This is a genomic window from Arthrobacter sp. G.S.26, from assembly GCF_050847375.1.
GTDB lineage: Bacteria > Actinomycetota > Actinomycetes > Actinomycetales > Micrococcaceae > Arthrobacter.
In genome coordinates, this window is the sequence record NZ_CP193752.1 from 3,512,663 (window position 1) to 3,539,057 (window position 26,395).

General features: G+C 66.7%; 28 protein-coding genes. 15 read left to right on the forward strand and 13 right to left on the reverse strand.

Annotated features, from left to right (window positions below):
• Positions 1-66: 66 nt before the first annotated feature.
• Positions 67-315 carry a hypothetical protein gene (locus tag ACRB8A_RS16115; RefSeq protein WP_050685119.1) on the forward strand — a complete coding sequence of 83 codons (249 nt, stop codon included), beginning with the start codon at positions 67-69 and terminating at the stop codon, positions 313-315.
• Positions 316-335: 20 nt separating this feature from the next.
• Here ACRB8A_RS16115 and ACRB8A_RS16120 read toward each other — a convergent pair whose 3' ends face one another.
• The 3 genes from ACRB8A_RS16120 to ACRB8A_RS16130 form a co-directional block, all read right to left on the reverse strand.
• Positions 336-1,052 carry an HAD family hydrolase gene (locus tag ACRB8A_RS16120; protein ID WP_432245096.1) on the reverse strand — a complete coding sequence of 239 codons (717 nt, stop codon included), beginning with the start codon at positions 1,050-1,052 and terminating at the stop codon, positions 336-338.
• Positions 1,049-1,336, reverse strand: a complete 288-nt coding sequence (locus ACRB8A_RS16125; RefSeq protein ID WP_050685118.1) for a DUF1508 domain-containing protein — start codon at positions 1,334-1,336, stop codon at positions 1,049-1,051. The genes ACRB8A_RS16120 and ACRB8A_RS16125 overlap by 4 nt, the downstream gene beginning before the upstream one ends.
• 100 nt (positions 1,337-1,436) lie before the next feature.
• Positions 1,437-3,245 carry a glycoside hydrolase family 15 protein gene (locus ACRB8A_RS16130; RefSeq protein WP_056601203.1) on the reverse strand — a complete coding sequence of 603 codons (1,809 nt, stop codon included), beginning with the start codon at positions 3,243-3,245 and terminating at the stop codon, positions 1,437-1,439.
• Between the two features lie 124 nt (positions 3,246-3,369).
• On the opposite strand from ACRB8A_RS16130, the gene ACRB8A_RS16135 reads away from it, so the two are divergent.
• Positions 3,370-4,098 (forward strand): DUF72 domain-containing protein, encoded by a 729-nt coding sequence (locus ACRB8A_RS16135; RefSeq protein ID WP_050685116.1) that lies wholly within the window; start codon positions 3,370-3,372, stop codon positions 4,096-4,098.
• 75 nt (positions 4,099-4,173) lie between these two features.
• On the forward strand, positions 4,174-5,277 hold the full coding sequence (locus ACRB8A_RS16140) for an App1 family protein (protein WP_082484547.1): 1,104 nt from the start codon (positions 4,174-4,176) through the stop codon (positions 5,275-5,277).
• Here ACRB8A_RS16140 and ACRB8A_RS16145 read toward each other — a convergent pair whose 3' ends face one another.
• Positions 5,278-6,816 (reverse strand): glycoside hydrolase family 1 protein, encoded by a 1,539-nt coding sequence (locus ACRB8A_RS16145; protein ID WP_056601327.1) that lies wholly within the window; start codon positions 6,814-6,816, stop codon positions 5,278-5,280.
• A gap of 108 nt (positions 6,817-6,924) precedes the next feature.
• Between ACRB8A_RS16145 and ACRB8A_RS16150 the strand changes: the two genes are divergently transcribed.
• Entirely contained in the window at positions 6,925-8,316 is a 1,392-nt protein-coding gene (locus tag ACRB8A_RS16150; protein WP_432245097.1) for an AAA family ATPase, read from the forward strand.
• Here the strand turns inward: ACRB8A_RS16150 and ACRB8A_RS16155 are convergent.
• Positions 8,313-9,017 (reverse strand): phosphatase PAP2 family protein, encoded by a 705-nt coding sequence (locus ACRB8A_RS16155; protein ID WP_432246056.1) that lies wholly within the window; start codon positions 9,015-9,017, stop codon positions 8,313-8,315. The two genes, ACRB8A_RS16150 and ACRB8A_RS16155, sit on opposite strands and share 4 nt — an antisense overlap.
• Positions 9,018-9,208: 191 nt before the next feature.
• Here ACRB8A_RS16155 and ACRB8A_RS16160 point away from each other — a divergent pair, with 191 nt between their 5' ends.
• Positions 9,209-10,318 carry a DNA alkylation repair protein gene (locus tag ACRB8A_RS16160; protein ID WP_432245098.1) on the forward strand — a complete coding sequence of 370 codons (1,110 nt, stop codon included), beginning with the start codon at positions 9,209-9,211 and terminating at the stop codon, positions 10,316-10,318.
• 20 nt (positions 10,319-10,338) lie between these two features.
• Here ACRB8A_RS16160 and ACRB8A_RS16165 read toward each other — a convergent pair whose 3' ends face one another.
• From ACRB8A_RS16165 to ACRB8A_RS16190, 6 genes are all read right to left on the reverse strand, one after another.
• Positions 10,339-11,211, reverse strand: coding sequence for an NAD-dependent epimerase/dehydratase family protein (locus tag ACRB8A_RS16165; RefSeq protein ID WP_432245099.1), 873 nt, complete (start codon positions 11,209-11,211; stop codon positions 10,339-10,341).
• The gene (locus ACRB8A_RS16170; RefSeq protein WP_432245100.1) at positions 11,208-11,801 is read right to left on the reverse strand and encodes an adenylate kinase; all 594 of its coding nucleotides are present in this window, start codon (positions 11,799-11,801) and stop codon (positions 11,208-11,210) included. Before ACRB8A_RS16170 ends, ACRB8A_RS16165 begins: the two co-directional genes overlap by 4 nt.
• A 145-nt stretch (positions 11,802-11,946) precedes the next feature.
• A complete protein-coding gene (locus ACRB8A_RS16175) occupies positions 11,947-13,152 on the reverse strand; it encodes a hypothetical protein (protein ID WP_432245101.1) in 1,206 nt (401 codons plus the stop codon).
• Positions 13,149-13,706: a hypothetical protein gene (locus ACRB8A_RS16180; protein ID WP_432245102.1), complete on the reverse strand. Its 558-nt coding sequence runs from the start codon at positions 13,704-13,706 to the stop codon at positions 13,149-13,151. The genes ACRB8A_RS16175 and ACRB8A_RS16180 overlap by 4 nt, the downstream gene beginning before the upstream one ends.
• 1 nt (position 13,707) lies before the next feature.
• Positions 13,708-14,550, reverse strand: coding sequence for a hypothetical protein (locus tag ACRB8A_RS16185; RefSeq protein ID WP_432245103.1), 843 nt, complete (start codon positions 14,548-14,550; stop codon positions 13,708-13,710).
• A gap of 91 nt (positions 14,551-14,641) precedes the next feature.
• On the reverse strand, positions 14,642-15,097 hold the full coding sequence (locus ACRB8A_RS16190; protein WP_285241729.1) for a hypothetical protein: 456 nt from the start codon (positions 15,095-15,097) through the stop codon (positions 14,642-14,644).
• 392 nt (positions 15,098-15,489) lie between these two features.
• Here ACRB8A_RS16190 and ACRB8A_RS16195 point away from each other — a divergent pair, with 392 nt between their 5' ends.
• Positions 15,490-16,233 carry a GAF and ANTAR domain-containing protein gene (locus ACRB8A_RS16195; RefSeq protein ID WP_432245104.1) on the forward strand — a complete coding sequence of 248 codons (744 nt, stop codon included), beginning with the start codon at positions 15,490-15,492 and terminating at the stop codon, positions 16,231-16,233.
• Here ACRB8A_RS16195 and ACRB8A_RS16200 read toward each other — a convergent pair.
• A complete protein-coding gene (locus ACRB8A_RS16200) occupies positions 16,230-17,438 on the reverse strand; it encodes an MFS transporter (RefSeq protein ID WP_050685105.1) in 1,209 nt (402 codons plus the stop codon). The two genes, ACRB8A_RS16195 and ACRB8A_RS16200, sit on opposite strands and share 4 nt — an antisense overlap.
• On the reverse strand, positions 17,435-18,274 hold the full coding sequence (locus ACRB8A_RS16205; RefSeq protein ID WP_162242826.1) for a MurR/RpiR family transcriptional regulator: 840 nt from the start codon (positions 18,272-18,274) through the stop codon (positions 17,435-17,437). The genes ACRB8A_RS16200 and ACRB8A_RS16205 overlap by 4 nt, the downstream gene beginning before the upstream one ends.
• Positions 18,275-18,427: 153 nt before the next feature.
• On the opposite strand from ACRB8A_RS16205, the gene ACRB8A_RS16210 reads away from it, so the two are divergent.
• The 9 genes from ACRB8A_RS16210 to ACRB8A_RS16250 all read left to right on the forward strand — a co-directional run bounded on the left by ACRB8A_RS16210 (position 18,428) and on the right by ACRB8A_RS16250 (position 26,374).
• A complete protein-coding gene (locus ACRB8A_RS16210) occupies positions 18,428-19,021 on the forward strand; it encodes a tripartite tricarboxylate transporter TctB family protein (RefSeq protein WP_050685103.1) in 594 nt (197 codons plus the stop codon).
• Between the two features lie 2 nt (positions 19,022-19,023).
• Complete coding sequence (locus ACRB8A_RS16215; RefSeq protein WP_050685102.1) at positions 19,024-20,547, forward strand: tripartite tricarboxylate transporter permease; 1,524 nt, start codon at positions 19,024-19,026, stop codon at positions 20,545-20,547.
• Positions 20,544-21,551, forward strand: coding sequence for a Bug family tripartite tricarboxylate transporter substrate binding protein (locus ACRB8A_RS16220; RefSeq protein ID WP_056601298.1), 1,008 nt, complete (start codon positions 20,544-20,546; stop codon positions 21,549-21,551). Before ACRB8A_RS16215 ends, ACRB8A_RS16220 begins: the two co-directional genes overlap by 4 nt.
• A 2-nt stretch (positions 21,552-21,553) precedes the next feature.
• Positions 21,554-22,192: an RraA family protein gene (locus ACRB8A_RS16225; protein ID WP_432245105.1), complete on the forward strand. Its 639-nt coding sequence runs from the start codon at positions 21,554-21,556 to the stop codon at positions 22,190-22,192.
• Between the two features lie 128 nt (positions 22,193-22,320).
• Positions 22,321-22,728: a response regulator transcription factor gene (locus tag ACRB8A_RS16230; protein WP_050685100.1), complete on the forward strand. Its 408-nt coding sequence runs from the start codon at positions 22,321-22,323 to the stop codon at positions 22,726-22,728.
• 22 nt (positions 22,729-22,750) lie between these two features.
• Complete coding sequence (locus ACRB8A_RS16235; RefSeq protein ID WP_432245106.1) at positions 22,751-23,731, forward strand: phosphodiester glycosidase family protein; 981 nt, start codon at positions 22,751-22,753, stop codon at positions 23,729-23,731.
• Between the two features lie 9 nt (positions 23,732-23,740).
• Positions 23,741-24,841: a GtrA family protein gene (locus tag ACRB8A_RS16240; protein WP_432245107.1), complete on the forward strand. Its 1,101-nt coding sequence runs from the start codon at positions 23,741-23,743 to the stop codon at positions 24,839-24,841.
• A 76-nt stretch (positions 24,842-24,917) separates the two neighbouring features.
• Positions 24,918-25,592, forward strand: a complete 675-nt coding sequence (locus ACRB8A_RS16245) for a DUF4956 domain-containing protein (RefSeq protein ID WP_432245108.1) — start codon at positions 24,918-24,920, stop codon at positions 25,590-25,592.
• The gene (locus ACRB8A_RS16250; RefSeq protein WP_432245109.1) at positions 25,589-26,374 is read left to right on the forward strand and encodes a polyphosphate polymerase domain-containing protein; all 786 of its coding nucleotides are present in this window, start codon (positions 25,589-25,591) and stop codon (positions 26,372-26,374) included. Before ACRB8A_RS16245 ends, ACRB8A_RS16250 begins: the two co-directional genes overlap by 4 nt.
• Positions 26,375-26,395: the final 21 nt, after the last annotated feature.

Here is a 26,395-nt window from a genome sequence, read left to right on the forward strand (position 1 = left end):
TGTCGTCCGCGCCACAGGCTCTTAGCGTAGGAAGAACAGATCCGTACCGCAGGAAGGGGAACAGCCATGACGCTCTACCAGCCGGAACCAGTCGAAATTTCCACCCGGATACGGCCCGGCGAATGGACCGAGGAAAGCCTTACGCAATTGGTGGCGTCGTACCGCACCAGGATCACGGAGATGGGGGCCGTCCCGGCCGACGTCGGAACGAACGTCCAGCGCAACGGCGACGGCTCCGTCCATGTGCTGGTGACGTGGAACAAGCCGCCCGACGCCGGCGATGAGGACGCTGCCACGGCCGGGCCAACTGCCTGACCCACCGGGAGAACCGCTGTTTACTGCCCGGGATCCGGGGTGAGGAGCCGGCCGATCGCACTGGCGCCAAGCTTGTCCAGCAGCTCACGCGGCCCGCTGTAGACCTCCACGGCCCCGGCTTCCCGGAGCGCTTCGGCGGGGATGCCGCCGCTGGTGACCCCGATCGCCGGTATGCCCAGCGCCGCCGCAGCCTTCATGTCCCACACCGCGTCCCCCACGTAGACCGCGTCTGCAGCTTCCACCCCGATGGCGGCCAGGGCGGCCACCAGGATGTCCGGGGCAGGTTTGCTGCGGCTGGCATCATTGGCGCTGGTAGCAGCGTCAATCGCATCGCCGGCGCCCAGGACGTCCCGCATGACCGCCAGGTCCTCGGTGCGCGCGGACGACGCCAGTGCGACGGCGAGGCCCGCGGCGTGACAGCCGGTCAACAGGTCGGCAGCGCCGCCAAAGGCCCTTAGTGCGGGCCAGTTGGCGGCGTACAGGGCGCCGTGGGCGGCCAGGACGTCCGCCGTGGCGGGGCGGTGGGGTCCAGCCGGAAGCAGAGCGTCCACCAGGCGCGCGCCGCCCATGCCCACATGCTGGTGGATCGCGGCCATGGGGATGTCCTGGCCGTATTGGCGGAACGCACCCCACCACGCCACGGTATGCAGATACGAGGAGTCAATCAGCGTCCCGTCCACATCAAAAAGCACCCCCCGGCGCAGGCCGGAGGGCGCCTGGTCTGCCGCCTTACTCACACTGCCGCCCGCCGGACGTCCGGCGCTTTACGGCGCAGGGCCGCTTCCTCCTTGGCGGAACTGACGGGCCGGACCCGTTCGCGGAGCACAGTTCCTGCACCGCCATGGCTCTTGTCCCGGATCAGGCCGGTGCCGGCCACCTCGCGGGCCATGGCAATGCCGGCGGCGGCCGCCCGCTTGGTGGGGAAGGTTACGGAGATGGCCATCAGGTTCCCCGCCCCATCCATCATCCGGACCCGGTAGCCGCCGTCGGGCGCATCCACGAGTTCAAAATATCCGGCCATTCGTATCACTCCTCCGTTAATCACGGCACTGTGCATCTGGAAGCACTCCATGAAGTACTAGTAAGTATACTTACCGGTTGGCTGATGGAAAAGCGGCGGCTCAGCCGGCGGGAACCGTTTCGGGCGGGATGGGCCTGTCGCTGCGGCGCATGGTGTCCTGGTGCAGCTCCAGCGCACTGGTCACCAGGGCGAAGTGGCTGAAGGCCTGCGGGGTGTTGCCGAGCTGGCGGCCGGCTTTGACGCCCCACTCCTCACTGAGCAGTCCCACGTCATTGCGCAGTTCCAGCAGGCGCTCAAACAGCTGCCTGGATTCCACGTGCCGGCCGGCGCCCAGCAGGGCCTCCACCAGCCAGAACGAGCAGGCCAGGAACACCCCCTCGTCGCCCGGCAGGCCGTCGTCGCTCTCGTCGGGGCGGTAGCGCAGCACGAAGCCGTCCTCCGTCAGGTCCCGCTGGATGGCCTCGATGGTCCCGATCACGCGGGGATCATCCGGCGGCAGGAACCCCACCCGGGGAATCAGCAGCAGGCTGGCGTCCAGCTCCGGCCGGCCGTAGGACTGGACAAAGGTGTTCCGTTCGGCGTCGAACCCGTTGGCCATCACTTCCGCGTGGATGGTGTCCCGGAGCTCCTCCCACCGTTCCACCGGACCGGGCAGCCCGTAATCCCGGACGCCCTTGACCATCCGGTCCGCGGCAACCCAGGCCATCACTTTGGAGTGCGTGAAGTGCCGGCGGGGACCGCGCATTTCCCACAGCCCGTTGTCCGGCTGGTCCCAGATGGTTTCCAGGTGGGCCATCAGGGCCAGCTGCACCGCCCAGGCCTCGTCCGAGTGCTTCAGCAGTGAATTCCGGGTCAGCGCCAGGCAGTCCAGGACCTCACCCCACACATCCAGCTGGAACTGATCAGCGGCGCCATTGCCGATCCGCACCGGAGCGGAGTTTTCGTAGCCTTTCAACCAGGGCAGCTCCATCTCGGGGAGCCGGCGTTCGCCGTGGATGCCGTACATGATCTGCAGGTCTGCCGGGTCGCCGGCCACGGCGCGCAGGAGCCAGTCGCGCCACGCTGCGGCCTCGGCCGTGTAGCCGGCGGCGAGGAGCGCCTGGAGCGTCATGGCGGCGTCGCGGAGCCAGCAGTACCGGTAGTCCCAGTTGCGGGGGCCGCCCAGCTGTTCCGGCAGGGAGGTGGTGACGGCAGCAACGATGCCGCCGGTGGGCGCATAGGTCAGCGCCTTGAGTGTCACCAGGGAGCGGACCACGGCGTCCTGGTACTCGCCCTTGACCGCGCACTGCGATGTCCAGCCGCGCCAGAACGCGAACGTGGTGCCCAGGACCTCTTCCGCATCCATCATGTGGGGCCGGCCCACATGGCTCGGCGCCCACGTCAGGACGAACGGGATCCGCTCCCCTGCGCTGACCGTGAAGTCGCTGACGGTGTGCATGTTCTCGCCGTGCAGCGGGGCAGGGGTAACCAGGTAAACCGCGTCCGGGCCAGCGATCGCGTGGAGCCCGTGCTTGTCCCGGCGCACCCAGGGAATGATGTGCCCGTAATCGAAGCGGAGGGTCAGCTCGCCGTGCATTTTGACGGTGCCGCTGACGCCTTCAACGATGCGGACTATATCGGCCACGGAGTCGCGTGGCGGCATAAAGTCGATGACGCGCACCGTGCCTTCCGGCGTCTCCCACTCCGTGTCGAGGATGAGGCTGCCGTCCCGATAGCTGCGCCGCGTGCAGCTGCCGCCGCCTTCGGGCGCGAGGAGCCAGCGCCCGGCGTCGGGAGTGTCCAGCAGCGCGTTGAAGCACGCCGGCGAATCGAACCGCGGAAGGCAGAGCCAGTCGATGGAGCCTTCCTTGCTGACCAGCGCCCCCGTGTGCAGGTCGCCCACTACCGCATAATCCTCGATACGTGCCATGGTCCCACCCTGCCATATGCACCTGCGGCCAGGGCCGGTTCCGGCGTGTAGCCTGACAGTTGGTGATGCAACAGCCTTCCAGTCCGGCCCGCCCGCGGCGGGCCCACCACTAACGGCAGGTACCATGGCAATCCACATCGGCACGTCCGGCTGGAGCTACGACCACTGGGAGCATGTCCTCTACCCTTCCGGGTTGCCCGCCCGCGATCGGCTGCAGCAATACGTGTCCCGGTTCAGCACGGTTGAGTTGAACGCCAGCTTCTACCGCTGGCCGCGGGACACCGCATTCGCTGGCTGGAACCGCCGCCTGCCCGCCGGCTTTGCCATGTCCGTCAAGGCGCCGCGGGGACTGACGCACGGCAGGAAGCTTTACGGCCCGGAGGTCTGGCTGGAACGCATTGCCCGCTGCTGGCACGAACTGGGCGACAAACGGGCTGTCCTGCTGGTCCAGCTGCCGCCACAACTGGAACGCGACGAAGCGCGGCTGGACTACTTCCTGTCCGCCGTCCCGCCGTGGATCCGGGTGGCAGTCGAGTTCCGCCATCCCAGCTGGGACTGCCCCGGGGTGTACGCCCTGCTGGCGCGGCACCAGGCCGCGTACTGCGTCATGAGCGGGGCCAACTTGCCTTGCGTCCTGCGCGCCACCGCGCCGTTCGCCTACGTCCGGCTGCACGGCCCTGACCAGCACCATCTGTATGGAGGTTCCTACCAGGATCCGGACCTGCACTGGTGGGCGGACCGGATCCGTGAATGGGACGCCGCGGGACTGGACGTGTACGCATATTTCAATAACGACGGCGGCGGCCACGCCGTGCGCAACGCCGCCACGTTGCGGGGGTTCCTCGGCGTGTGACGCCGGGGTGGCTGCCTGCACCTTCACCACCCATGCAGCACCGTATGAGGCATCGCCCTGTGGCAGAGTGGAGGGATGGACCAGGCCCCGCACGACGTGCCCCCGAACGCAGCTCCGCAGCCCCACCATTTGCCGGACGGGAATGGCTTGGCCGGTAACGGGTTTTTCCGGCTGGCCCACCGCATCTCGGACGCCGTCAACGGGGTCAGGATCAAGCTCGCCAAACGCTGGGACTTTGTGCCCCAGACCATCGCCTACCAGGGCTACGGCTCCACCAGCCGGGTGCGGGTGCTGGGCCGGGTGCTGCTGACGCAGCGGCCGCTGCCGGGCAGCCGGGCCGAGCGGGAGGCCGGCAGCGGCATGCAGAACGTCCGGGGCTGGCGTGCGTTCACCAGCGTGCCGCTGCAGTTTACGGACGTCGAAATCACCATCGGCGATGTGGTGGCCCGCGTCAAAGCGGACCGGGGCGGCCTGGTTGACACGGAAGTGGACGTCCGGCTTTCACCGGGCTGGCATACCGCAGTACTGCAGGCCGAAGGCACCGAACCGTACGAGGCGCTGATCCAGGTGGTGGCTCCGGAGGTACGCTTCGGGATCGTCTCGGACATAGACGACACTGTGATGGTCACCGCCCTGCCCCGGCCTTTCCTGGCACTCTGGAACACGTTTGTGCTGAGCGAACGTGCCCGCATGGCCACCCCCGGCATGGCGGTACTCCTGGACCGGCTCAGGATCCAGCATCCGGAGGCCCCGGTGATCTACCTGTCCACGGGCCCCTGGAACGCGGCGCCCACCCTGGCCCGGTTCCTGGTCCGCAACATGTACCCGGCCGGCGCCCTGCTGCTGACGGACTGGGGCCTGACGCAGGACCGCTGGTTCCGCAGCGGCCAGGAACACAAGCGCCGGAACCTGGAGCGGCTCAGCAAGGAGTTCCCGGACATCCAGTGGCTCCTGATCGGCGACAACGGCCAGCACGATGAGGCCATCTACAACAGCTTCGCCGCGGACAACCCGGACCGCGTTGCGGCCATCGCCATCCGGCAACTGTCCGTCAGTGAGTCGGTGTTCGCCGGCGGCCACTCGGAGGACGGCGACCACTCAGCGTCCCGGGTGCCGTGGATCTACTCCCCGGACGGCGCCGGCATGGCGAAGCAGCTGGCCACCCTGGACCTGCTCTAGCTAGGCCATGGCACCCACGGGCGTGGCGCCGTCGTCCGGAATTGCAGCGCCTTCCGGGACCGCTGCCTGTGCCACCGCCATCCCTGCGGCCTGCAGGAGGTTGCGTTCCTCGATCAGCTCCTGGAGCCAGTAATAGGAGGCCTTGGGCGTCCGCTCCAGGGTTTCGAAGTCCACGTGGAGCAGCCCGAACGGCTGTTTGTACCCGGCCGACCACTCAAAGTTGTCCAGCAGCGACCACACGTAGTAGCCACGCAGCTCGATGCTCTCCGCGATGCCTCCCGGCGCCGTTGCCTTCACCGCGGCCTCGATATGGTCGGACAGGTACTTGAGGCGGCGCTCATCGGGAATGGACACGGTGTTGGTGGCTTTGTCCCGGACCAGGATGTCCTCGAAGCTGGCCCCGCCCTCGGTGATGTACACGGGCGGCAGGTTGGGGTACCGGGCTGCCATTTCCTTCAGCGCCACCCCCATGTACTCCGGCTTGACCGGCCAGCCGTAGGCAGTAATGTCAGCCTCGGGCCAGGCTTCAACGTGGAACGGGGCCGTACCGCCGGTGGCGCTGATGTCGCTGCCCATGGCTTCGGCCATGCTGGCAGGCACCGCACCGCTGCCTGGACCCACTGCGACCTTGGTGGGCATGTAGTAGTTCAGGCCGTAGAAGTCCAGGGGCGCGGAGATGAGTTCCAGGTCTTCGTCCGGGTGCTCGAAGGAGCTGAAGAACTTTGCGGCCCGGACCAGGTCAGGGTATTTGCCCTTCAGGACGGGATCCGCGTAAAGGGTGTTTTGTGCCAGGTCCATCAGCCCGGCCGCGACCTTGTCCAGGGGGTTGATCGAGTTGGGCACCATGGGCGAGTAGACGTTGGTCATGCCGATTTCCCCGCGTACCCCTGCAGCCCGCAGCGCCTGCAGTGCCAGGCCGTGGCCCAGCAGCTGGTGGTGGACGGTGGGGAAGGCACCCAGAAGCAGATCCTTCCCAGGGGAATGCAGCCCCAGCGTGTAGCCGTTGGTGGTGACGGTGGCGGGCTCGTTGATGGTGACCCAGCGGTCCACCCGGTCCCCGAACGCCTCGCCAAGGATGGCTGCGTATTCACCCAGGCGGTAGGCCGTGTCCCGGTTCATCCAGCCGCCGTCGTCGTCCAGGGCCAGCGGGGTGTCCCAGTGGTACACGGTGGCCATCGGCGAGATCCCGTTGGCCAGCAGTTCGTCCAGGAGCCGGTCGTAGAAGTCCAGGCCGGCGCGGTTTGCCGGGCCCTTGCCCGTGGGCTGGATCCGCGGCCAGCCAAAGGAGAACCGGTACGAATCCACGCCCAGCTGCTTCATCAGGGCAACATCCTGGGGCATCCGGTGGTAGTGGTCGGTGGCTACCACGGGGCTGTGGTCCCCCACGATGGTTCCGGGCCTGGCAGCGAACCGGTCCCACCCTGCGGGGCCGCGGCCGTCCTCCTCCAGTGCCCCCTCGATCTGGAACGCAGCGGTAGCCACTCCAAGGGTGAATCCGGAGGGAAGGAGGGCGGCAAGATCCTTGGCGGTGATGTGCATGCGGGGCTGCAACTTCCTAGGCTGGGGGCGGAAACTGTACCCCCCAGAATCTCACACCGCGGGGATGCTGACGAGTGGCAATCCGGGCCTTCCTGCTAGGGTCTGGGCATGGATGGAAAACTGGGGAAGTTCATCGACGATTTTGCTGCGCTGGTTAATCTGGCGCAGTCCGCAAGCCATAGACCGCAGGCCGGAACACAGCTGGTTGAAGCCCTGACCGGGCATCTCGGCGTGGCTGCCGGGGAGCTTTCGGTGGTGGTGGAACAGATCCCGCCGCACCGGTTTGTGGATGCCGACATTGTGATGGCAGGCCTGGTGGAAAAGGACCCCGCTGGCCGGCTGGTTGGCATCGGCGGTGGGGGCCAGCGGCATCACCAGTCCCTGAGCGACATGGTCCAGGAATCACAGCTCTACCCGCAGTTCCCGCTCGCCAAGCCGGACTTCGCGAACCTCGCGGTGGGCCCGGACAGCCACCGCCAGGCCGTGGCCCTGGGCCTCTGGCTGTTCAGCTTTGACGGCAAGCCACTGGCCGTCCTGCAGCGCGACAGCAGCCCGCAATCCGGCCGCCCGCAGGCGACGCTTGAAGTCCTCGCCGCGGACCGGGATGCCGCCACGGGGTTCCTCGCAGAGTTCCGGCGCCGGATGGATGGCAACAGCGTCCTTAAGGGGCAAGTGATTTCCCTGGTGATGAACGAATACGGCCCCAGCGCCGCGGGCGTGACGTTCCATCACCGGCCAAGCCTCCCGGCGTCGGACGTCATCCTGCCTGCAGGACTCCTGCAGAAGGTGGCGGACCATACAGTGGGCATCGCCACGCACCGCGCTTCGCTCAGGGACCACGGCCAGCACCTCAAGCGCGGCATCCTGTTGTACGGGAAGCCCGGGACCGGAAAAACGCACACCGTCAGGCACCTGCTGAGCCAGAGTGCAGGCTCGACGGCGATCCTCCTGTCCGGCGGGTCCCTCGCCAGGATTTCCGATGCGGCGCGGATGGCCCGGGCGTTGCAGCCGTCCATTGTGGTGATGGAGGACTGCGACCTGATTGCCGAGGACAGGAGCTTTGGGCACGGCCCGCAGCCGCTGCTTTTTGAGGTGCTGGATGCCATGGACGGGCTGGACAACGACGCTGATGTGGCGTTTGTGCTCACCACAAACAGGCCGGACATGCTGGAACGGGCCCTGGCCCAGCGCCCTGGCCGGGTGGACCTGGCCGTGGAGGTCCCGTTGCCGGGGCGTGCGGAGCGGATCCGGTTACTGGAGCTCTACGCCCGCCACGTTGGCTTCTCGCCGGCTGCGCTGGCGGCTGCCGCCGAACGGACGGAGGGCACCACCGCGTCCCTCGCCCGCGAACTGGTCCGCCGCGCGGTGGTGGCGGCCGCGTTGGAGGGCGCAGCGGTGTCCGACGCCCACCTCGCCGCCGCGGTGGAGGACCTGATGGCCGACGCCGAATCCCTCACCCGCAGCCTGCTGGGCAGCTGTGGGGAACCAGCCGGAACCTAGTCGCCCGGCGCATCCGCTTTGGAGAGCTCGCCGGTGATCCGTTCGCCCGGGATCCGGGCCGTGCGCCACGTGTCGAGCGCGATGACCGCACCCAGGATAAGCAGCGACAGCGACAGCGACGCCAGGGCGTCGGTGAACCAGTGGTAACCCAGGTACAGCCGGCTGAGCGCTGCCAGCACAATCCCGACGCCGGCACCTATAAAGCCGAGCACGGCGGCCCGGGTGTTGGTGCGCCGCGAGACGATCAGGAAAACGCCCACCAGCAGGAAGTCGCAGGCACCCAGGACATGGCCGGAAGGGAATGAGAACGTGTGGTCGGCACCGAACAGCATCAGTTCCACAGGCGGCCGGGACCGCCGGACGATCTGCAGGATGATCTGTGAAATCACCACCCCCGTGAGCATGCCGCCCGCCAGGAGCATGGGCCGCCAGGCATGCTTGGCCGCGAACCCCCAGACCAGGATGATCACCAGGACGATAATCGGCAGGGCTATGGGTCCAAAAACCACGGCCAGGAAGATCATCACCGCTGTGAGCACCTCCGACCGGGTGGACAGGAGCCAGTTCCGGGCTGATTCATCGACCGACGCCAGCCCATCCCGTTGCAGGACCCCAAGCAGGGTTGCCACAAACAGGACAGCCCCGACTGCCACCAGGATCACGGCCCAGCGGTACAGGGCTGTTCGCGCCGCGGGGTCCATGTAGCGCTCTTCCACAACGAACTTGTCGTGGAAGCGGCGCCACCAGTTGGGGCCCCTGCCGGATGTTCGCTGTCCTGGTTCCTGTGCCACGTGTGTGTTCCGCCCTTGCGCCGATGATGAGACCTACGGTGAAGATTATCCCCGTTGGCCGCCGTTGGGTGGTGATTGACGCCGCGGGATAGCCTGACGGCATGGGTGCGATGAATGAGCTGATCAACAGGCAGTCGGTAGGCGTGCTGGCCGGGATCCTCGTCACCGCAGCGCCGGCTGCCCGGTGGCCGGCGCTGGCCGGGGCCGGCACGGGCCTGGCCGAACTCAGCCTGCGTCAACGCACTGACCAGGTCAGCGCCGCGCTGGTGGCGGACCTGGGCCGCCTGTCGGACCCTGGCTACGCGACGGCGGCCCGTGTGCTCCGGAAGGCGCTGGCTGACCCCGGGTTGACCGGATGGATCCTCTGGCCGGTCTCCGAGGCCGCCGTCACACTGGCCCTCGAGTCGGATGATGCCCGCGATTTTGGGGACTGCCTGGCCTTTCTCGCTGAGCTGACGCCCCGGCTGACCGGGGAGTTTGCCATCCGGCGGCTGCTGGCCCGGGATCCTGACGCGGCCCTGCAGGCCATCCGGACCTGGACGGGCCACCCCGACGAACACGTCCGCCGTCTCGCCAGTGAGGGCACCCGGGCCTACCTGCCCTGGGCTGTCCGTGTTCCGGCCCTGGTTCAGCGCCCTGAAGCCACCCTTCCCATCCTCGACGCCCTGTACCGCGACCCGTCGGAGTACGTGCGCCGCTCCGTGGCCAACCACCTCAACGACCTGGCGCGCCACGCACCCGCGGTAGTGGTGTCGACGGCGGCAGGCTGGCTGGCCGCACCGGACGCCAATACGGCGTGGGTGGTCCGGCACGGACTGCGGACTCTGGTTAAGAAGGGCCATCCGGAGGCGCTGGCGCTCCAGGGCTTCGAACCAGCGTCGGTGGCTGTCTCGGAGCTACGCCTGGACCGGATCGAGGTCGCCATGCCAGGGGACCTGGGCTTCGAATTCGAGATCTCAAACAGCGGCAGTGAGCCGGCGCGGCTGGCGGTGGACTACGCGGTCCACTACCGCAAGGCCAACGGCAGCCAGTCCGTGAAGATCTTCAAGCTAACGGCACTGACCCTTGCCCCGGGCGAGACCAGGACGCTGGGGAAGCGGCACGCCTTCAAACCGATGACCACCCGGGTCCATCATCCTGGTCTGCACGCCCTGGAGCTCCAGGTCAATGGCCTACGGCACGGCCGTGCGGAGTTCAACGTCAGCACCTGACAGCCGCGATGCCGGCTCCGTCAGTCCTCCGTGGGTGTGGTCCTGTTGGGGTGGTAGGTCCGCCAGCTGTGCTCCGGTTCGAACCCCAGCAACCGCCGCGCCTTGTCAATGGAGAGCATGGTTTCGTGCTCCCCCAGCTCCTTGGTGACCCGGACGTCCGGGAAGACCTCCGCGGCCAGGCTGGCGCTGGAACGGCTCATCACGGTGTCCGCGTTGGCCACGATGAACGCTTCGAACCCCGGCTCCCCGTACTCGAGCGCCCGGACCACGGCCCGGGCGCCGTCGCGGCCGTCAATGTAGCCCCACAGGTTCCACTTCCGCAGTGTGGCGTCGGCATCAAAGGACGGGAAGTTCTCGTAGTCCTGGGCGTCCATCACGTTGGAGAACCGCAACGCCACGATGCCCAGTTCCGGGTCCCAGCGCGTCAGTTCGATCGCCATCTGCTCTTCGAGGTGCTTGACCAGCGAGTAGGTGCTTTCCGGCCGGGCGGGATATTCCTCGTCCACGGGGATGTAGGGCGGGTCCACGTCGAACGGCAGCCCCAGCACCGTCTCGCTGGACGCGTACACCACCTTTTTGATCCCGGCGCGGCGGGCGGCCTGGAAGACGTTGTAGGTGGAGAGCATGTTGTTTTCGAAGGTGGCCGCGTCCGGGAGGATACCCGGGGCGGGGATCGCCCCAAGGTGGACGACGGCGTCAAAGCCTGAGTGCCTGTCGTCCAGTCCCAGCAGCACATCCAGGACCTGGCCGTAGTTGCGGAGGTCCACGATGGCCAGTCCGGGGCTGCGGTCCCCCGCCCGGTCCAGGTTCAGGACCTGGTGCCCGTCAGCGGTGAGCCTGCGCACCACGTGCCGCCCCAGTTTTCCGCTGCCGCCTGTCACTGCAATTCTCATGGGTGTCCGCCTTGCCCGTTCAGGAAGTGTTCGACGGCGGCAATGGCCGCCTCCGTGATTTCGCCGGGGTCCCCGCTGCCGTCCACGGACACCACCAGACCCCGGCCAGCGTACACGGAGACCACTTCGTGGGTTTCGCGGTGGTAGAGGTCGAGGCGGCGGCGGAAGACATCCACGGTGTCGTCCTTGCGGCTCTGCTCCTTGGCCCGCTGCAGCATGCGTTGTTCCAGTTCGGCGTCGGGTGCCCGCAGTTCGATGACAGCGTCCACCCGTTTGCCCTGCGAGCGCAGCATGTTGTCCAGTTCGGTGACCTGCGGTGCCGTGCGGGGAAAGCCGTCCAGCAGGAACCCGGCCTCGACATCGGCGTCCAAAAGCCTGTCCTTGACCAGTGCGTTCGTCAGGTGGTCGGGTACAAAAAGGCCGTCATCCAGGTATTTGGCTGCTTCCTTGCCCAGCGGGGTCTCGTCGCTGACGTTGCTGCGGAAGATGTCGCCGGTGGAAACGGCGGGGATCCCGAAATGCCGCGCCACGTGCTCGGCCTGGGTACCTTTTCCGGAGCCGGGCGGACCGATGATGAGCAGTCTGGTCATATTCCTTGTCCCTCCGCGGCGTCATCGCCACTGTGTTGGGGTCAGCCTCCGGCAACGCCGGTGCGTGCTTCATTCTGCCCATAAGGGTCAGCACAATGCCAGCCGCCGGGAGGGGACCGGAGGCTGGCATGGTGCTGGCGGGGAGTCAGAACCTCGAGTTAGCCCCCGTGAACGGCGTCGTCGGTAGCGGGTAACCGTTGCGGTCCGTCAGCCCGGCCGGCGGGGTGTAAGTTGGCGTGACATTGCCACTTTTTGGATCCCGGGCGCCGGTGATCAAACTGCCGAGGGTGACAGTAAGCTGCGGTTGCGAAGTGCCGGGGTTCCAGACCAGGACGGCATTGAAGCTCAGGTCGCCTCCCGTCGAGTAGCTGGCGTTCAGGGCCACCGTCCCGAACCTGGCGGAGGGGCATGCAGCATCGGTACTGGTGAATCTCAGCGAGTTGCCGGCGGTTATGGTGACGGTGCCGTTCGCTGTTTGGCTGCCAGGGGTGTCCTGCCAGGTGCTGCAAATGCTTGCGGGAAGCAACTGCTCCGAGAATGACAAGGTAACTTTGTCACCAGCGTCGGGAGTGAACTGAGTTCCGCCGTTGGTAAGCAAAACACCTGTTACCCGCGGCGCCGTGGTGTCCTTGCTCGAGGTAGCCGTCCCGGCAACAACACTGACGTTGCCCGCTGCATCCGCGGCGACCACCGAATAAGTGACCGTCGGGTCGTTGAGCGTGGTCAGGTCCATCACCGCACTCCACTGGCCCAAGCTGTCGGCAAAGACTGTTTTCGGAACCGAGTGCACTGCGCCAGCGTCCTTGGCGGTAATCGTCACCGATGACAACGGCTCGGCGTTGCCGCTGACCTGGACACCCCCGACAGTGCTGCTGGTGATCAGCGCCGGTGCGCTGATTGTTGGCGTAGCTGGTGGTGTGGTGTCTGCAGCAGCAACACCTATGCTGCGTGCCGATTCCGCCCCGGCCCAGGCGCCGAGGACGGGCGTGACGGTGTAGTACCAGGTGCCGGCCGGCAGGGCGGCCTCGGTACAGGTGAGCGCAGCGATGTTTCCGGCGCATGCTCCCCCGGCGGCAACCTTGGTGCCACCGGCAGCTGACGGGTAACGCGCAACGGTGTAGCGGGCAACCGGGCGGCCCGCCGCCGTCGTGCCCTGCTGCCAGCTGACCGAAGCGGCACCGGCAGATGCCGATGCTATGGGTGCTGCCACGGCCTGTAATGAATCAGCGCGGGCTGCTCCGGCGTTGCTGCCCAGGGCCTGCCAGTAGGCGTTGGCCGCCGGCCCACCCCACGTAACGGCGAGCGCCGCCGTGACCACGCAGGCGATCCGGGTCCTGGCTGTACGGTTCATTTGCGGGCCTCCAGGGTGACGGGCAGGCTGAATGTGGCGCCTTGGCACACTGAGGCTGATGCCGTGGACATGGCTGCGGCGCCGGGCAGGGTGATCAGCGCCGTCGAGTTGGCTGCAATAGTGACCGGCGGGGCCAGCGGCGCCTCAGGAGCAACGAATGTCACCCCGGTGGTGAGGCAGGTCGCGTGGGCGGCGTCTGCCGTGGCCGCGCCGCTGCCCGTGATGGCGTAAACCTGCACGGCGTAGCTGTTGGGGTTGAACGCCCGGACGGCAACATCGGCGGTGCCGCCCGGGACGAGGGTGGTTTGCGGGCTGTCGCCTGCCACGAGCGCCTGCGCCGTGACAGCTGCCATGGTGCCGTTGGTGGCGGAACCGGTACCCGAGCCCAGCAGTGCCCAGTAGGCGTAGGCACCGCCCGCGCCCGTCGCCAGGCACAGCGTGAGGGTTGCCGCCGCAGTCCTGGCAGCCAGCTTTCGGGGCGCAGGCCGCGACGCAGACTTTATGGTGGTGGCTGTGAAGCGCCCGGTGGCTGCCCTGTGTCGTCCGGATGTCATCTCAGTTCCCTTCCCCTACGGCGGAGTAGGCGAGCTGAAGCGTGGCGCCCTTGCAGCCATCCTGGTTCAGCGCCGTGTCCAGCATGGTGATTTTCGGCCACACTGCCGACGACGATTTGAGGTTGCTGAGGGTGCTGGGCCCGACCGGAAGGGTCAGTGGATAGCCTCCGCTGTAGTTGGTCACCACGTAGTCCGCCATGGTGCAGGGAAGCCCCGCCGCGACGGCTGCCTGGGTCCTGGTGATGCCGGCGATCGTCACCGACAGGTTGGACAGCGCCAGGGTTTTGTTGTTCGGGTTGGCGAAGGATGGATTGAGCGGGAGCGTGGATCCGGGGGTGAGCAGCTGGCCGAGGTTGCCTGAGATGCTGAACGTCTTCTTGGCGGCCTGGACGAACAGTTGGACCACAACGCCGGCGGCCTGGCTGTCGCCGGCGTTGGTGGAAAGGGTGAGGTCCGCTTTGCCGTTCGGGGTGGTGGCTGACGTTGCCACGGTGAGCACAACCGTGGCGGCCTTTCCGGAACCCAGCGTGACCGACGCCGGCGCGAAGACCGCCGTCGTGCTGGCCGGAAGTCCCGAAACAGTGGGAGTGACGGTGCCGCTGAAGCCGTTGGCCGAGGTCAGTGCCACGGAATAGGTGACAGTATCGCCCTGGTCAACCGTCCGGCTGGCGGGAGTGGCCTGGATGGTGACGCCCTTTTTGGTGCTGCCCTGGCTCCCGCCCTGGCTGGCAGCGAAGATGGTGCCGGCCGAAACGAGCATCACCAGAAGCCCCACCAGCAGCACTTTGACTGCTGTAGTGGTTCTTCGCATGGCAGTGCGGAAGTACCCGGATTCGTTCTGCACGTCTTGCCCTTCTGGTTTGGTCTGGGAGTTGCGGGCAGGTTGGAAATCGCCGGCGGGGAAGGATCAGGTCCTCCCCCGCCGGCGAAGCCTGTTAGACGCTGCCCACCGTGATGGTTACGACGGCGCCCTTGCACGCGTCCTGGTTCTCGTCGCTGTTGTTGAACTTCAGCACTCCGCTGCCCACGGAGACATTGGACGCACCGGCCGCAACGAGGGAGTTGGATGTGACAGCGGTGACCTCAAACCAGGAGGCCTTGCAGTTCGTGGGATCGCTCGTGCTTACGGTGGCGGTCAGGGCGCCCACCCTGGAGCCTGTTGTGTTGGTGTTGGCAGCCGTGTAGGCGACACTGGCCTCGTTGCCCGGCGCAAGACCAGCCGCGAAAGTTGCCGTCAGCGCCAGGGTGCCATTGGCCGTGGCGTTGGTGGCAGTGCCACTGCCCGAGCCCGTCGTGGTCCAGTAGGCGTAGGCTGCGCCGCCGCCGCCGGCCACCAGTGCGAGCGCTCCAGCAGTTGCGAGGACCTTGTTCTTCTTCGTCATTGTGCGCATGAGTAGGACTCCTTTGTCTGAAAGTAAGAGCGATGATGAGACTCACAGCGACCGGGCCCGCTGTGGGATCCTGGCGTTTGGCTGCTCGATGACGCTCATACTTCCGGGCGATGGGAACGCGAACAACGCGTAGTGGTACTGGTCTTTTGGCACAGCTCCTGCCGGCGACCTCTTGGTTTCACCACCTGGTACTCACTTTTTGCCGCGGCGCCGCCCAATCCGTGACGGTGCAGTTTCAGCGGCTGGCGCGTGTATATAATTTTGGATACCGGCTTAGCAGAAGGCCGTTGGAAAGTTCGTCGATCCAGCGACCGTCACCCGTTCCCCGTTGCACGCGGAACCGCTGTGGGTTGCTGGCTCGTTTTGACCTGAGCGATTGGCACCAGAAAATCGTGGCCGGCGAGTCAACTGCAAAACCCGATACATCCATCACAGAGCACCTCCATGAACTGGTCCTCAGCAGTTCCGACGTGGAGGACTTCCTGAGCGAACTTGCGCAGGTTTCTGCCCGCAACCTCTCCGAGCCGGGCGACGAGATCCTGTGCGCCATCACGTTGCTGCGGCCGCGCAAGGCCGCCACCACTGTTGCCAGCAGCCCGGGGGCCGATGGCCTGGGCCAGCTCGAACACGAGTTTTCGCACACACCCAGCATGTCCGCCTCCCTCGGCCGCGAAACGGTCCATGTCCGCGACGTGAGCGGGGACGTCCACTGGGCGGACTACTCGACGGCAGTCCTGGCGGAAGGCGTCCGGTCGGTCCTGGCCCTGCCTTTCGAACTTGAGGGCGAAACCAAGGCCGCTTTGCTGCTCTATTCCAGCCGGCCCAACCGCTTTGCGGGCCGGGTGCTGAAATTTGCCGAAGAATTTGTTAAGCAAACGTCGCTGGCCCTGCGGCTGGCTGTCCGTTTTGCGCATTACAGCGAAACCGCAGCCAACCTGCGGGCCACACTGGAATCAAGGACCCAGATCGACATGGCCGTGGGCATCATCATGGCGCAGAACCGGTGCAGCCAGCAGGAGGCCTTCGAAATCCTGCGGACCGCTTCCAGCACCCGGAATTCGAAGCTGCATGACGTGGCCACCGCGGTGGTCAATTCCCTGGGCCAGGGCCCGGCCAAAACCCACTACGACGGCTAGGACCCGCCACCGTCCGCCTCCCGGGGCGGCAGGGAGCCGACGTTGGAACCGCCCACCACCACGACTGCTCCGACCAGGAGCGCGGCGTTGGCCCAGAAGATTCCCAGGACGCCCAGCGGCGCCGCAAAAGCTCCGACCGCGACGGGCAAAGTAACCTGCGCCAGGCGGTTGACGCTCATCCGCAGCCCCAGGACTGCGCCGTGGCTCGACGAGGCGGTCAGCGCCACCACCCAGGCCATGGTCAGAGGCTGCGGAATACCCAGGCCAAGGCCAAGGCCCACCATCACCGCAATGGCGCCGGGGGCACCCACCAGGGGCAGCGCGGCGAGCGAGAGCACTGCCGCACCGATGGAAACCATCAGCATTGCCTTGCGGCCGAATTTATCGATCAGGCGCGTCAGCCCGAGCCTGCTGGCGACTGACACGGCCGCGCGCAGGGCAAGGAGCATTCCCACTACCGGCGCACTGACATTTTGCTCCGACGCCCACACGGGGACGAACGCATACATCAGGTCAACGGTCACCAGCACTGCTCCGCTGACCACCAGGGACCGCCACAGCCCGGGGGTCTTCAGCACCGTGGCCGCACTGGCCCGGGGCGCCCCCGCCTGCCGCCGGTTCTTCCGCAGCCCCGCATCGGTGCGGCGGAGGAAAAAGTAGGCCGGCAGGGCCAGCGTGCTGAATGCCAGGCACACCAACAGGCCAAGGCTGGTGTCCGGAGGATTGCCGCCGGGCACAGTGGCCGCGGCCGCGAAGGTGACAGCGGGCGGTCCCACCAGTTGTCCGATCGAGGCCGCGGCAGTGAGCGTTCCGAACGCGCTGTCCCTGGAGGCGCCGTGGCTGACGTGCGCCACAAAGGCCTGCTGCCCCACCATGACCATCAGGTGGCCCAGGCCAATCACGGCACTGGCCAGCAACAACACGGGCAGTCCCGGCACCAGCAGCATCAGGCCCGTCCCGCCCGCCGCAAGCAGCAACCCGGTAAAAGCCAGCACAATCCCGCCCACTTTGTCCGCCAGCCTCCCCACGGGGAAGGCGGCAAGCAGCGCAGGAAGGGCGAAGCTTGACGCGAGGGCGCCCAGGAAGACCGGGTCTGCCCCGGCGGCGAGCGCACGGTAGCCGATGATGAGCCGGATGCCCACCCACGAGGCCTGGGCCAGGATGGCTTGGCCGCTCAGGGCCGTCCGCCAGCCTGCATGGCTCACGGGCGCAGCGGTATTTCGTCCGCTCCCCCCAACAGCCTGGTCAGGTCATCGATGCTGTCGCGGGTGGCCTGGTAGCGGTCCGGATCGAGGTGGAAGATGGCCAGCTGCAGGGCGTAGGCAAGCGCCATGGGAATCAGCTGGGTCCGGTATTCGGTGTCGTCCCCGCGCCGGGCGGCAAGCAGGTGGTCCGGGCTGGGCCGGAAACGGTAACCCGGAACGTCGGAAAGCACAATGCTCCGGCCGCCGCGCCGCGCCGCCTCGGAGATGAGGGTGGGAAGGTGCAGCGGCGCTTCCCGCAGCGCCAGCGCTATGAGGGCGCTGTTTTCGTCGAAGCTGACGAAGCCTTCCGCGAGGTCCTTCGGGGTGGCGCCCAGCAGGACGGTTGCCAGGCCCAGCCGCCGCAGCCGGCGGGCAAGCAGTTCAAGGGTGGGCCGTTCATCGTTTTTTGAGTACAGGTACACCACGCTGGAGACGTGCAGCGCCTTGGCGGCAGCGTCCAGGTCTTCCTGCGGCACAAAATGCGGCAGCCGCTTCAGCGCCCTGATCTCGTCGGCGATAAAGGCTGTCAGGTCATGGCCCGATTCCCCGCGCATCACGGTGGCGCTGGGAACCGTCTCCTCTTCGTCCCTGCGCAGGTCTGCCCGCAACTCCGGGTAGCCCCGGTAGCCCAGCTTCTTTGCCAGGCGAACCACCGTGGATTCATGGGTCCGGGCCCGTTCGGCCACTTCAGCGGCCGGGATGCCCGCCATATCCCCGGACATCAGCACGTTCATGGCGCGCTCCTCGGAAGCGCTCAGCCTGACCGTACTGCTGGCAACTACTGCTTTGAAACTCACTCTGGCTCCCCTTTGAGATCCGCGTTCCATTCGATGTGATGCTTGACACTATGCCACGGACATGCAATCCTGTGCAAGATTGCAAGAACGGTTAAGGACCAATCCTGCTTCACCTATTTTCTCCACTTTGCCGCAGAGAGGCGGACAACAAAGATGCAAACCCTCAACGCACCTGTTGCGCTTGAATGGACGGTTGCCTCCGCGGCCGTCGCCGGGGGCCTGGCCATAGCAGTGGTGGGTGCCGGTTATGGCCTTACCAACACGTCCGGCGTGGGCGCCGGGTTCTTCCCAACAGTGGCCGGCACCCTGATGGCCCTGGCCGGTGTGCTCTGGCTCCTCCAGCTCGCAGCGGCTCGCAAAACGGCTGCCGCAGCACCCGCCATCGGCGACATACTGGAGTCCGTACCGCCGCACCACGATTCCGGTTCGGCACTGGTGTCGCTGCTTGATGACGACAACAGCGAGGAACCGGAAGCGGACTTCCCGGACCGGCAGGGCATTGCCCGCGTGGGGATCATCGCCGCCGCGATCCTGCTGGCCGCGCTGCTGCTGCCCTACCTGGGCTACACCATCGTGATGACCCTGATGCTGGGCTCCATCCTCTTCCTCGTCAGCAAGCGGAAACTGTGGCTGGCGGTCCTGGTGGCTGTCGGCGCCGCGCTGGCGTCCCGCCTTGTTTTTGAAGTGTGGCTGGGTACGGCGCTGCCTACCGCCAGCATCGACTTCCTCGCCGGACTGGGGCTGTAGCCATGGGTTTTGACCAGCTTCTGGGTGGCCTGGCCACCGTATTCACTCCCGAACACCTCCTGTTTGCCCTGATCGGCTGCGTGCTCGGCATGCTGGTGGGCGTACTTCCGGGCTTCGGCCCGGCTGCGGCGGTGTCCCTGCTCATCCCGGTGACCTTCGGCTTGGACGCCACGTCGGCGATCATCATGCTGGCCGCCATCCTGTATGGCGCGGCCTATGGCGGAACCACGACGGCGGTCCTGCTGCGGATCCCGGGCGAAGCATCCTCCATCGCCACCACCCTTGACGGCTACCAGATGGCCAAGCAGGGACGGGGCGGACCGGCCCTGGTGATCGCGGCCCTCGCCTCCTTTGTGGGCGGACTGATCGGCGTCGTCGGGTTTGTGGTGGTGGCCCCGTTCAGCCGCCTCGCCCTGGAATTCGGCGCCCCGGAACTGTTCCTCGTCTCCCTCCTGGGCTTCGCCCTGATCACCAGCTTCGCCGGCTCGAACCCCGCCAAGGCCCTGCTCAGCGCCGCGGCCGGCCTGGCCATCGCCACCGTCGGGGTGGACTCCGGTGTCGGAATCGCCCGCTTCACGTTTGACATGCCAGAACTGTTCGACGGGCTGGGCCTCGTGGCCATCGTGATGGGCGTCTTTGGCCTCAGCGAAGTCCTGGGCCAGGCCCAGAAGGGCCCCCTGGGAGTGCCGAGTCCGCTCAAGGTCGCAAGGCTGCTGCCCACCCGCACCGACCTGCGGCGCTCCGCACTGCCGTCCCTGCGCGGATCGGTTATCGGCTTCTTTATGGGCCTGCTCCCGGGCTCTCCGGGCGCCGCCACCTCACTGGCCTCCTACGCCGCGGAGAAAAAACTCTCCAAGCGCTCCAAGGAATTCGGCCGGGGCGCGGTGGAAGGCATCGCCGGACCGGAATCGGCAAACAACGCCCTGGCAGTGTCCTCGATGATCCCGCTGTTCACCCTGGGCATCCCCACCTCCGCCACGGTGGCCATCATGGCCGGCGCGTTCACCATGAACGGGCTTATCCCCGGGCCGCTGCTGTTCCGGGACAACCCGGACGTGGCCTGGGCCATCATCGCCAGCCTCATTGTGGGCAACCTGATCCTGCTGGTCCTTAACGTGCCGCTGGCCCGGGTCTGGATCGCCGTGCTGAAGGTTCCGTTCCACTACCTCATGGCCGCCATCCTGGCCTTTATGTTCCTGGGCACCTACTCCATCAACGGCAGCGCCTTCGACATCCTGATCATGCTGGGCGCCGGCCTGCTGGGCTACGTCTTCCAGCTGGTCAAGGTCCCGCTCACGCCGCTGGTCCTGGGACTCATCCTGGGCCCGTTGCTGGAAGAGAACTTCCAGCGGTCCCTGGCCCTGTCCCGCGGCGACTACAACGTGTTCCTGCAGGGCCCCATCAGCCTCACCCTGATCGGCGTCATCGTCCTGGCCATCCTGTTCGGCGCCGTCCGCCCCCTCATCGCTTCCATGCTGAAGAAAAAGACCATCACCCCTGTCGCATCAAAGGAGCTTGCGAAATGAAAAAAATCCCCGCACTGACCGCCACCGCCGCACTGGCCGCATCCGTTGCCCTGGCCCTCACAGGCTGCGGCGGACAGCCGGCATCCAGCACCGCTGCCGCCGACTTCCCCAAAGCCGGCTCCACCATCGAGTGGATCGTCCCGTCCGCAGCCGGCGCCGGCAACGACATCCTGGCCCGCATCATTGCTCCTGTGATGCAGGAGGACCTGGGCGCCAACATCAAGGTGGTCAACAAGGAAGGCGGCAGCCAGGTAGTGGGCCTGAACTATGTGGCCCAGGCCAAGCCGGACGGCCTCACCTTCGGCAACACCAACATCCCCTCCATCCTTGGCCGCTACCTTGACCCGTCCAAAAAAGCCGCCTTCGACCGCGGCAGCTTCACCCCCATCGGCTCGTTCGCCACCAACTCCGTGGTGATCGGCGTCAACAAGGACAGCAAGTACAAAACCATCAAGGAACTGTTCGACGCCGTCAAGGCCGAACCGGGCAAGATCACCGTGGGCACCGACTCCCGCGCAGGAGATGACCACATCAACCTGCGCCTCCTCGAGGACCAGCTTGGCCTGGACTTCAACATCGTGCATTACAACAGTGGCGCGGACAAGGTCGCAGCCATCGTCTCCGGTGAGACCGATTTCGCCCTGGGCGGCGTCTCGAGCTTTTACGGCCAGTACAAATCCGGTGACATCAAGCTCCTGACCGTCGTCGAGGACGCTGCAAGCCCGTTCGCCCCGGAGGTTCCCACGCTGAAGGGCTCCGGCTACGACGTCAAGCCGATGGCCAGCAACTTCGCCCTCTCCGTTCCGTCCAAAACGCCCAAGGACGTTGTGGCAAAGCTCGAGTCCGCGCTGAAGAAGGCCACGGAAACTCCGGCCGTGCAGGAAAAGCTCAAGGGTGCGGCCACCCAGCCCGCCTGGAAGTCCAGCAGCGACGTAGCCAAGCTCTGGGAAGAGCGCGAATCCACCATCAAGCCCGTCATCGATGAACTCCTGAAGCAGCAGTAACCGTGGACTCCTCCAGAAAGGCCGGCGATACCATGCAGGCAGACCTCAGCTCTCCCCTGTCCACCGCTGAACTGGTGCAGCGACTGGCGGCCATTCCCGCCGCCAACATCAGCGACGCCCAGGAACGGATCGGCGTGGCCTCGGCCCTCTCACCCTCCTGGCCCGGCGCCAGGCTGGCCGGGCCCGCCTACACGGTGTGGACCAGGCCCGGGGACAACCTCTACATCCACAAGGCGCTCGAAGAAGTGCAGCCGGGCGATGTGATTGTGGTCAACGGTGGCGGCGACCAGTCCCGCGCCCTCATCGGCGACATGATCGGCATCCGCGCCCGGAACCAAGGCGTGGCCGGCTTCGTGATCGACGGCGCCGTCCGCGATGCCGATGCCCTGGCCGAATGCGGGCTGCCGGTCTTCGCCCGCTCCGTTACCCCTGCCGGACCCTACAAGTTCGGCCCGGGCCGGCTGCAGATCCCGGTGGCGATCGACGGCGTCGTGGTGTCACCCGGCGACCTGGTCATCGCCGACGCCGACGGCGTGGTGGTGGTCCGCCGGGACGATGCGGAGCAGGTCCTCGCCCAGGCGGAAGCCATCGAAGCCCGCGAGGAAGCCAAACGCACAGCCTTCGCCGGCGCCGCCAGCTAAACACCGGCACGCAGTGCTGGCCGGCGCCCCGCAGGGGGCTCCGGCCAGCACCACGTCAAGACGCGGGACGTAACACCACACGGGCACCTTCCAACGGTAGACTGGTGCAAAATCTTGCCGGGGGCCTCATGAAACAGCAACGCATCTGCCTCGTCATTGAGGACAATGACGACATCAGGGGACTCATCACCCTGGTCCTGGGCCGCGCCGGGTTCGAGGTCCGGGCCGTGGCCACCGGCGCCGCCGGCATCGCCGCGGCAGCGGATCCCGCCGTCGCCCTGATCACCCTGGACATGGGCCTGCCGGACATGGACGGGCACGTGGTGGCCCGGGCGATCAGGGCCCTGAGCAAAGCGCCGCTGCTGTTCCTCACCGCCAGGTCCGAAAGTGACGACATCCTTGCAGGCATGGCATCCGGCGCTGACGCATACCTGACCAAACCGTTCCGGCCCGCGGAGCTCCAGATCATGGCACTGCAGCTGTGCCCCGATCCGGTTTCACAGGCCCCGCACATATCCGGCAAATCAGCTTCCTAACTTGGCCGCCTAAAAATGAGGAATGACTCCTCAGCACAAACCAACACGTAGGCCGGGCCGCCTCAGGCGGGCCGTCATTGCAGGGTCTGTAGCCCTCACGCTTTCGGCCGGCGGCGCCACCGCCTGGGCCCTGGACCGCTTTGTGGTCCAGCACGTGGCCATCGCAGACGTCTCCGCGTACGAGGCAAGCCAGAACAGCGCCGCCGGCACCACCACCGCGGACACCGCCGCCGATGCTGCGGCCACCGCCATCACCACTGACACGTCCTACTCCGCCGGCGACACCAACATCAGCATCTCCACGGTGACCACGGGAACCGGCGACAGCACCGTCACCTACTACGTGGCCGACGTCGTCCTCGATGACGCCACCACCCTCCAATCCGCCTTCGCCAACAACAGCTTCGGTGAAAACATCACCGAAACCACCTCCGCCATCGCCGCGGACAACAATGCCGTCTTCGCTATCAACGGCGACTATTACGGCTTCCGGGACACCGGCATCGTGATCCGCAACGGCGTCGTGTTCCGCGACGAGGGCGCCCGGCAAGGACTGGCGTTCTACCGCGACGGCACCGTCAAGGTCTACGACGAGACCACCACCACCGCCGACCAGCTGATTGCCGACGGCGTCTGGAACACCCTCTCCTTCGGCCCGTCCCTCCTGGACAACGGCGAAGTGGCCGCGGGCATCGAGGACGTGGAGGTGGACACCAACTTCGGCAACCACTCCATCCAGGGCGAACAGCCCCGCACCGCCGTCGGCGTCATTGACGGGAACCATCTGGTGTTTGTGGTGGTGGACGGCCGCAGCCCAGGCTACAGCGCCGGCGTCACCATGACCGGTCTAGCTGAAATCATGCAGGGCCTCGGCGCCACCACCGCGTACAACATCGACGGCGGCGGGTCGTCCACCATGTATTTCAACGGCTCCCTGGTCAACAATCCGCTGGGCGAAAACAAAGAGCGCGGCACCTCCGACATCCTTTACATCGCAGGCTAGGGCCGGGCCATGATCATCCTCATTCCCGCCTACGAGCCGGACGGCCAGCTGCCTGACCTGATCCGCACCCTCCGCGACGCCGAGCCGTTCGCCCCCGTGGTGGTGGTGGATGACGGCAGCGGCCCGGCGTACAAGGACGTGTTCGACGCCGTCAGGGCACTCGGGTGCCACGTCATCGGTTACGGCCGCAACAGGGGGAAGGGGTTCGCGTTGCGTACCGGCTTCGGTTTTGTGGCGGAAAACCTTCCCGGCCACGACGTGGTCTGCGCCGACAGCGACGGCCAGCACCGGGCCAACGACATCCTGAAAGTAGCCAACACGCTGCAACAGAACAGGTCCGCGCCGTGGGGCCAGGCCACCATGGCGCTGGGCAGCCGGAACTTCACCGGCGAGGTGCCCGCCCGCAGCCGGTTCGGCAACGAAGCCACCAAGGCCCTCTTTACCCTGGCCACCGGCGAGCGCATCCCGGATACCCAGACCGGGCTCCGCGGCTACCCCGCAGCGATGCTTCCGTGGCTGCTGACCGTCCGCGGTGACAGGTATGAATACGAGCTGAACCTGCTGCTGGAGGCCCGGCACGCCGGTTACGCCCTGCAATCGGTGGAGATCGCCACGGTGTACCTGGACCACAATTCCGGCTCGCATTTCAGGCCGCTTGCCGATTCGGTCCGGATTTACGCACCGATGCTCAAGTTCCTGGCATCGTCCTTCGCCGCGTTCCTGGTGGACACCGTGGTGTTCCTGGTTTTGACCGTGCTGGTCGACTCGCTGCTCATGGCGGTGCTGGGTGCCCGCGCGGTCAGTTCGGCAGTGAACTTCATGGTCAACCGGCGCCTGGTTTTCAGGCACGGCGGGGAGAAGCCTGCCGGGTCCACCGGCCTGCGCTACTTCGGCCTGGTAACTGTGCTGCTCGCCGCCAATGTCGGCCTGATCTGGGCACTGGAGGCCGGCGGGATCCACCCGCTTCCCGCCAAGATCCTGGCCGAGATCGCCCTGCTCGCCATCAGTTTCACGGTGCAGCAGCGCTACCTGTTCGCCGGCAAAAGCGCCGCAGCCCCCGTTGACCGGACGTCCAGCGCAGCACCAGCCCGCACTCATATATCCGGCTAGGTTCCGTCACAGCAGCGGCACAGTATTGCCCGGCATCGTAGTTACCAGCCCACCGAGAACCCACCCGGAGAATCCCATGAACCCCCTGATTTTTATCCTGGCAGACCTTGCCGCCATCAGCCTCCTGACCTTCGCCCTCTACCTCCGCCGGCACCGCCGCCGGGACCTGGTGGTGTCGTACCTGGGCATGAACGTCGGCGTCCTGGCCGTTGCCACCGCCCTCTCCGGCTCGGCAGCGAGCCTGGGCCTGGGGCTGGGACTCTTCGGGGTCCTCTCCATCATCCGGCTCCGGTCCACCGAACTGGCCCAGCATGAGGTGGCCTACTACTTCTCGGCCCTGGCCCTGGGCCTGATCGCCGGACTCGGCATCGAACCCCTGTGGCTGACCGTCTCGCTGATGGCCCTGATCCTGCTGGTGATGTTTGTGGGCGACCACCCCCGCGTGCTCCCCGCCCACCGGCACCAGAGCGTGATCCTGGACCGCGCCATCGCCGAGGACAGCGAGCTCTTCGCCCGGCTGGAAGCAGTCCTGCACGGCAAGGTCCACTCCGCCACTGTCCAGGAACTGGACCTGGTGAACGACAAAACACTTGTGGACGTCCGCTACGCTTACGTGCCGGCAACCTGGCCTGCGGTGCCGGCGTCCGTCGTCGAGCCCATCTACCCCGCCCGGCAGGCCGTTTCCTCCCAGCAGGCCGCCGCCAGCGAGGCCGTCCCCGCCGCGGCACACGCCGGGACCGGTGCGGCATGAGCACCCTGGCTGCCGTCCCCATGGACAACCTGCACCTCCTGCCCGCGGTGGGACTCGAAGAGCTCAACGCCGAAGCCGCCCTCCAGACCCGGGTGGACCGGAAATACGTGGTCCCCACAGCCGTGGCCCGCCACCTGCTGGCCACCTTCAGCCACGAGGCCCGCGTCCTGGAAATGGACGGCGCCCGCAGCTTCGCCTACGACTCGGTCTACTTCGACACGGCAGCCCTGGACAGCTATCTGTTGGCGGCCCACGGCCGCCGCCGGCGCTACAAGATCCGCACCCGCACCTACGTGGACAGCGGCATCAGCTTCCTGGAAGTCAAAACCGCGGGCGCCCGGGAAGCCACCGTCAAGGAACGCATCCCGTACCGTCTGGAGGACCGGGACCGCCTCACCGAGGAAGGCCTGGACTACGTCCGCGAAACCCTGGCCGCCGCCGTCGGCACCGTTCCTGCCGGCACCCTTGCGTCTGTCCTGGAAACCAGATACCACCGCACCACGTTGTTCCTGCCGGGCTGCGGCAGCCGGGCCACGATCGATACCGGGGTGACCTGGCAGCGGCCGGCCCACCGGTCCTGGGTCCTTACCGACGCGATCATCCTTGAGACAAAATCCGGTTCCACTGCCGGCCCGCTGGACCGGCACCTCTGGGCCCACGGCATCCGGCCGTCCCGGATTTCAAAGTTTGCCACCGGCATGGCAGCCCTTCGGGCGGACCTGCCGGCCAACCGCTGGCACCGGACGCTTCGCCGGTCGCTGAACCTCCAGCCCGCAGCCTGACCCTCCCACTCTCTTTCTTCC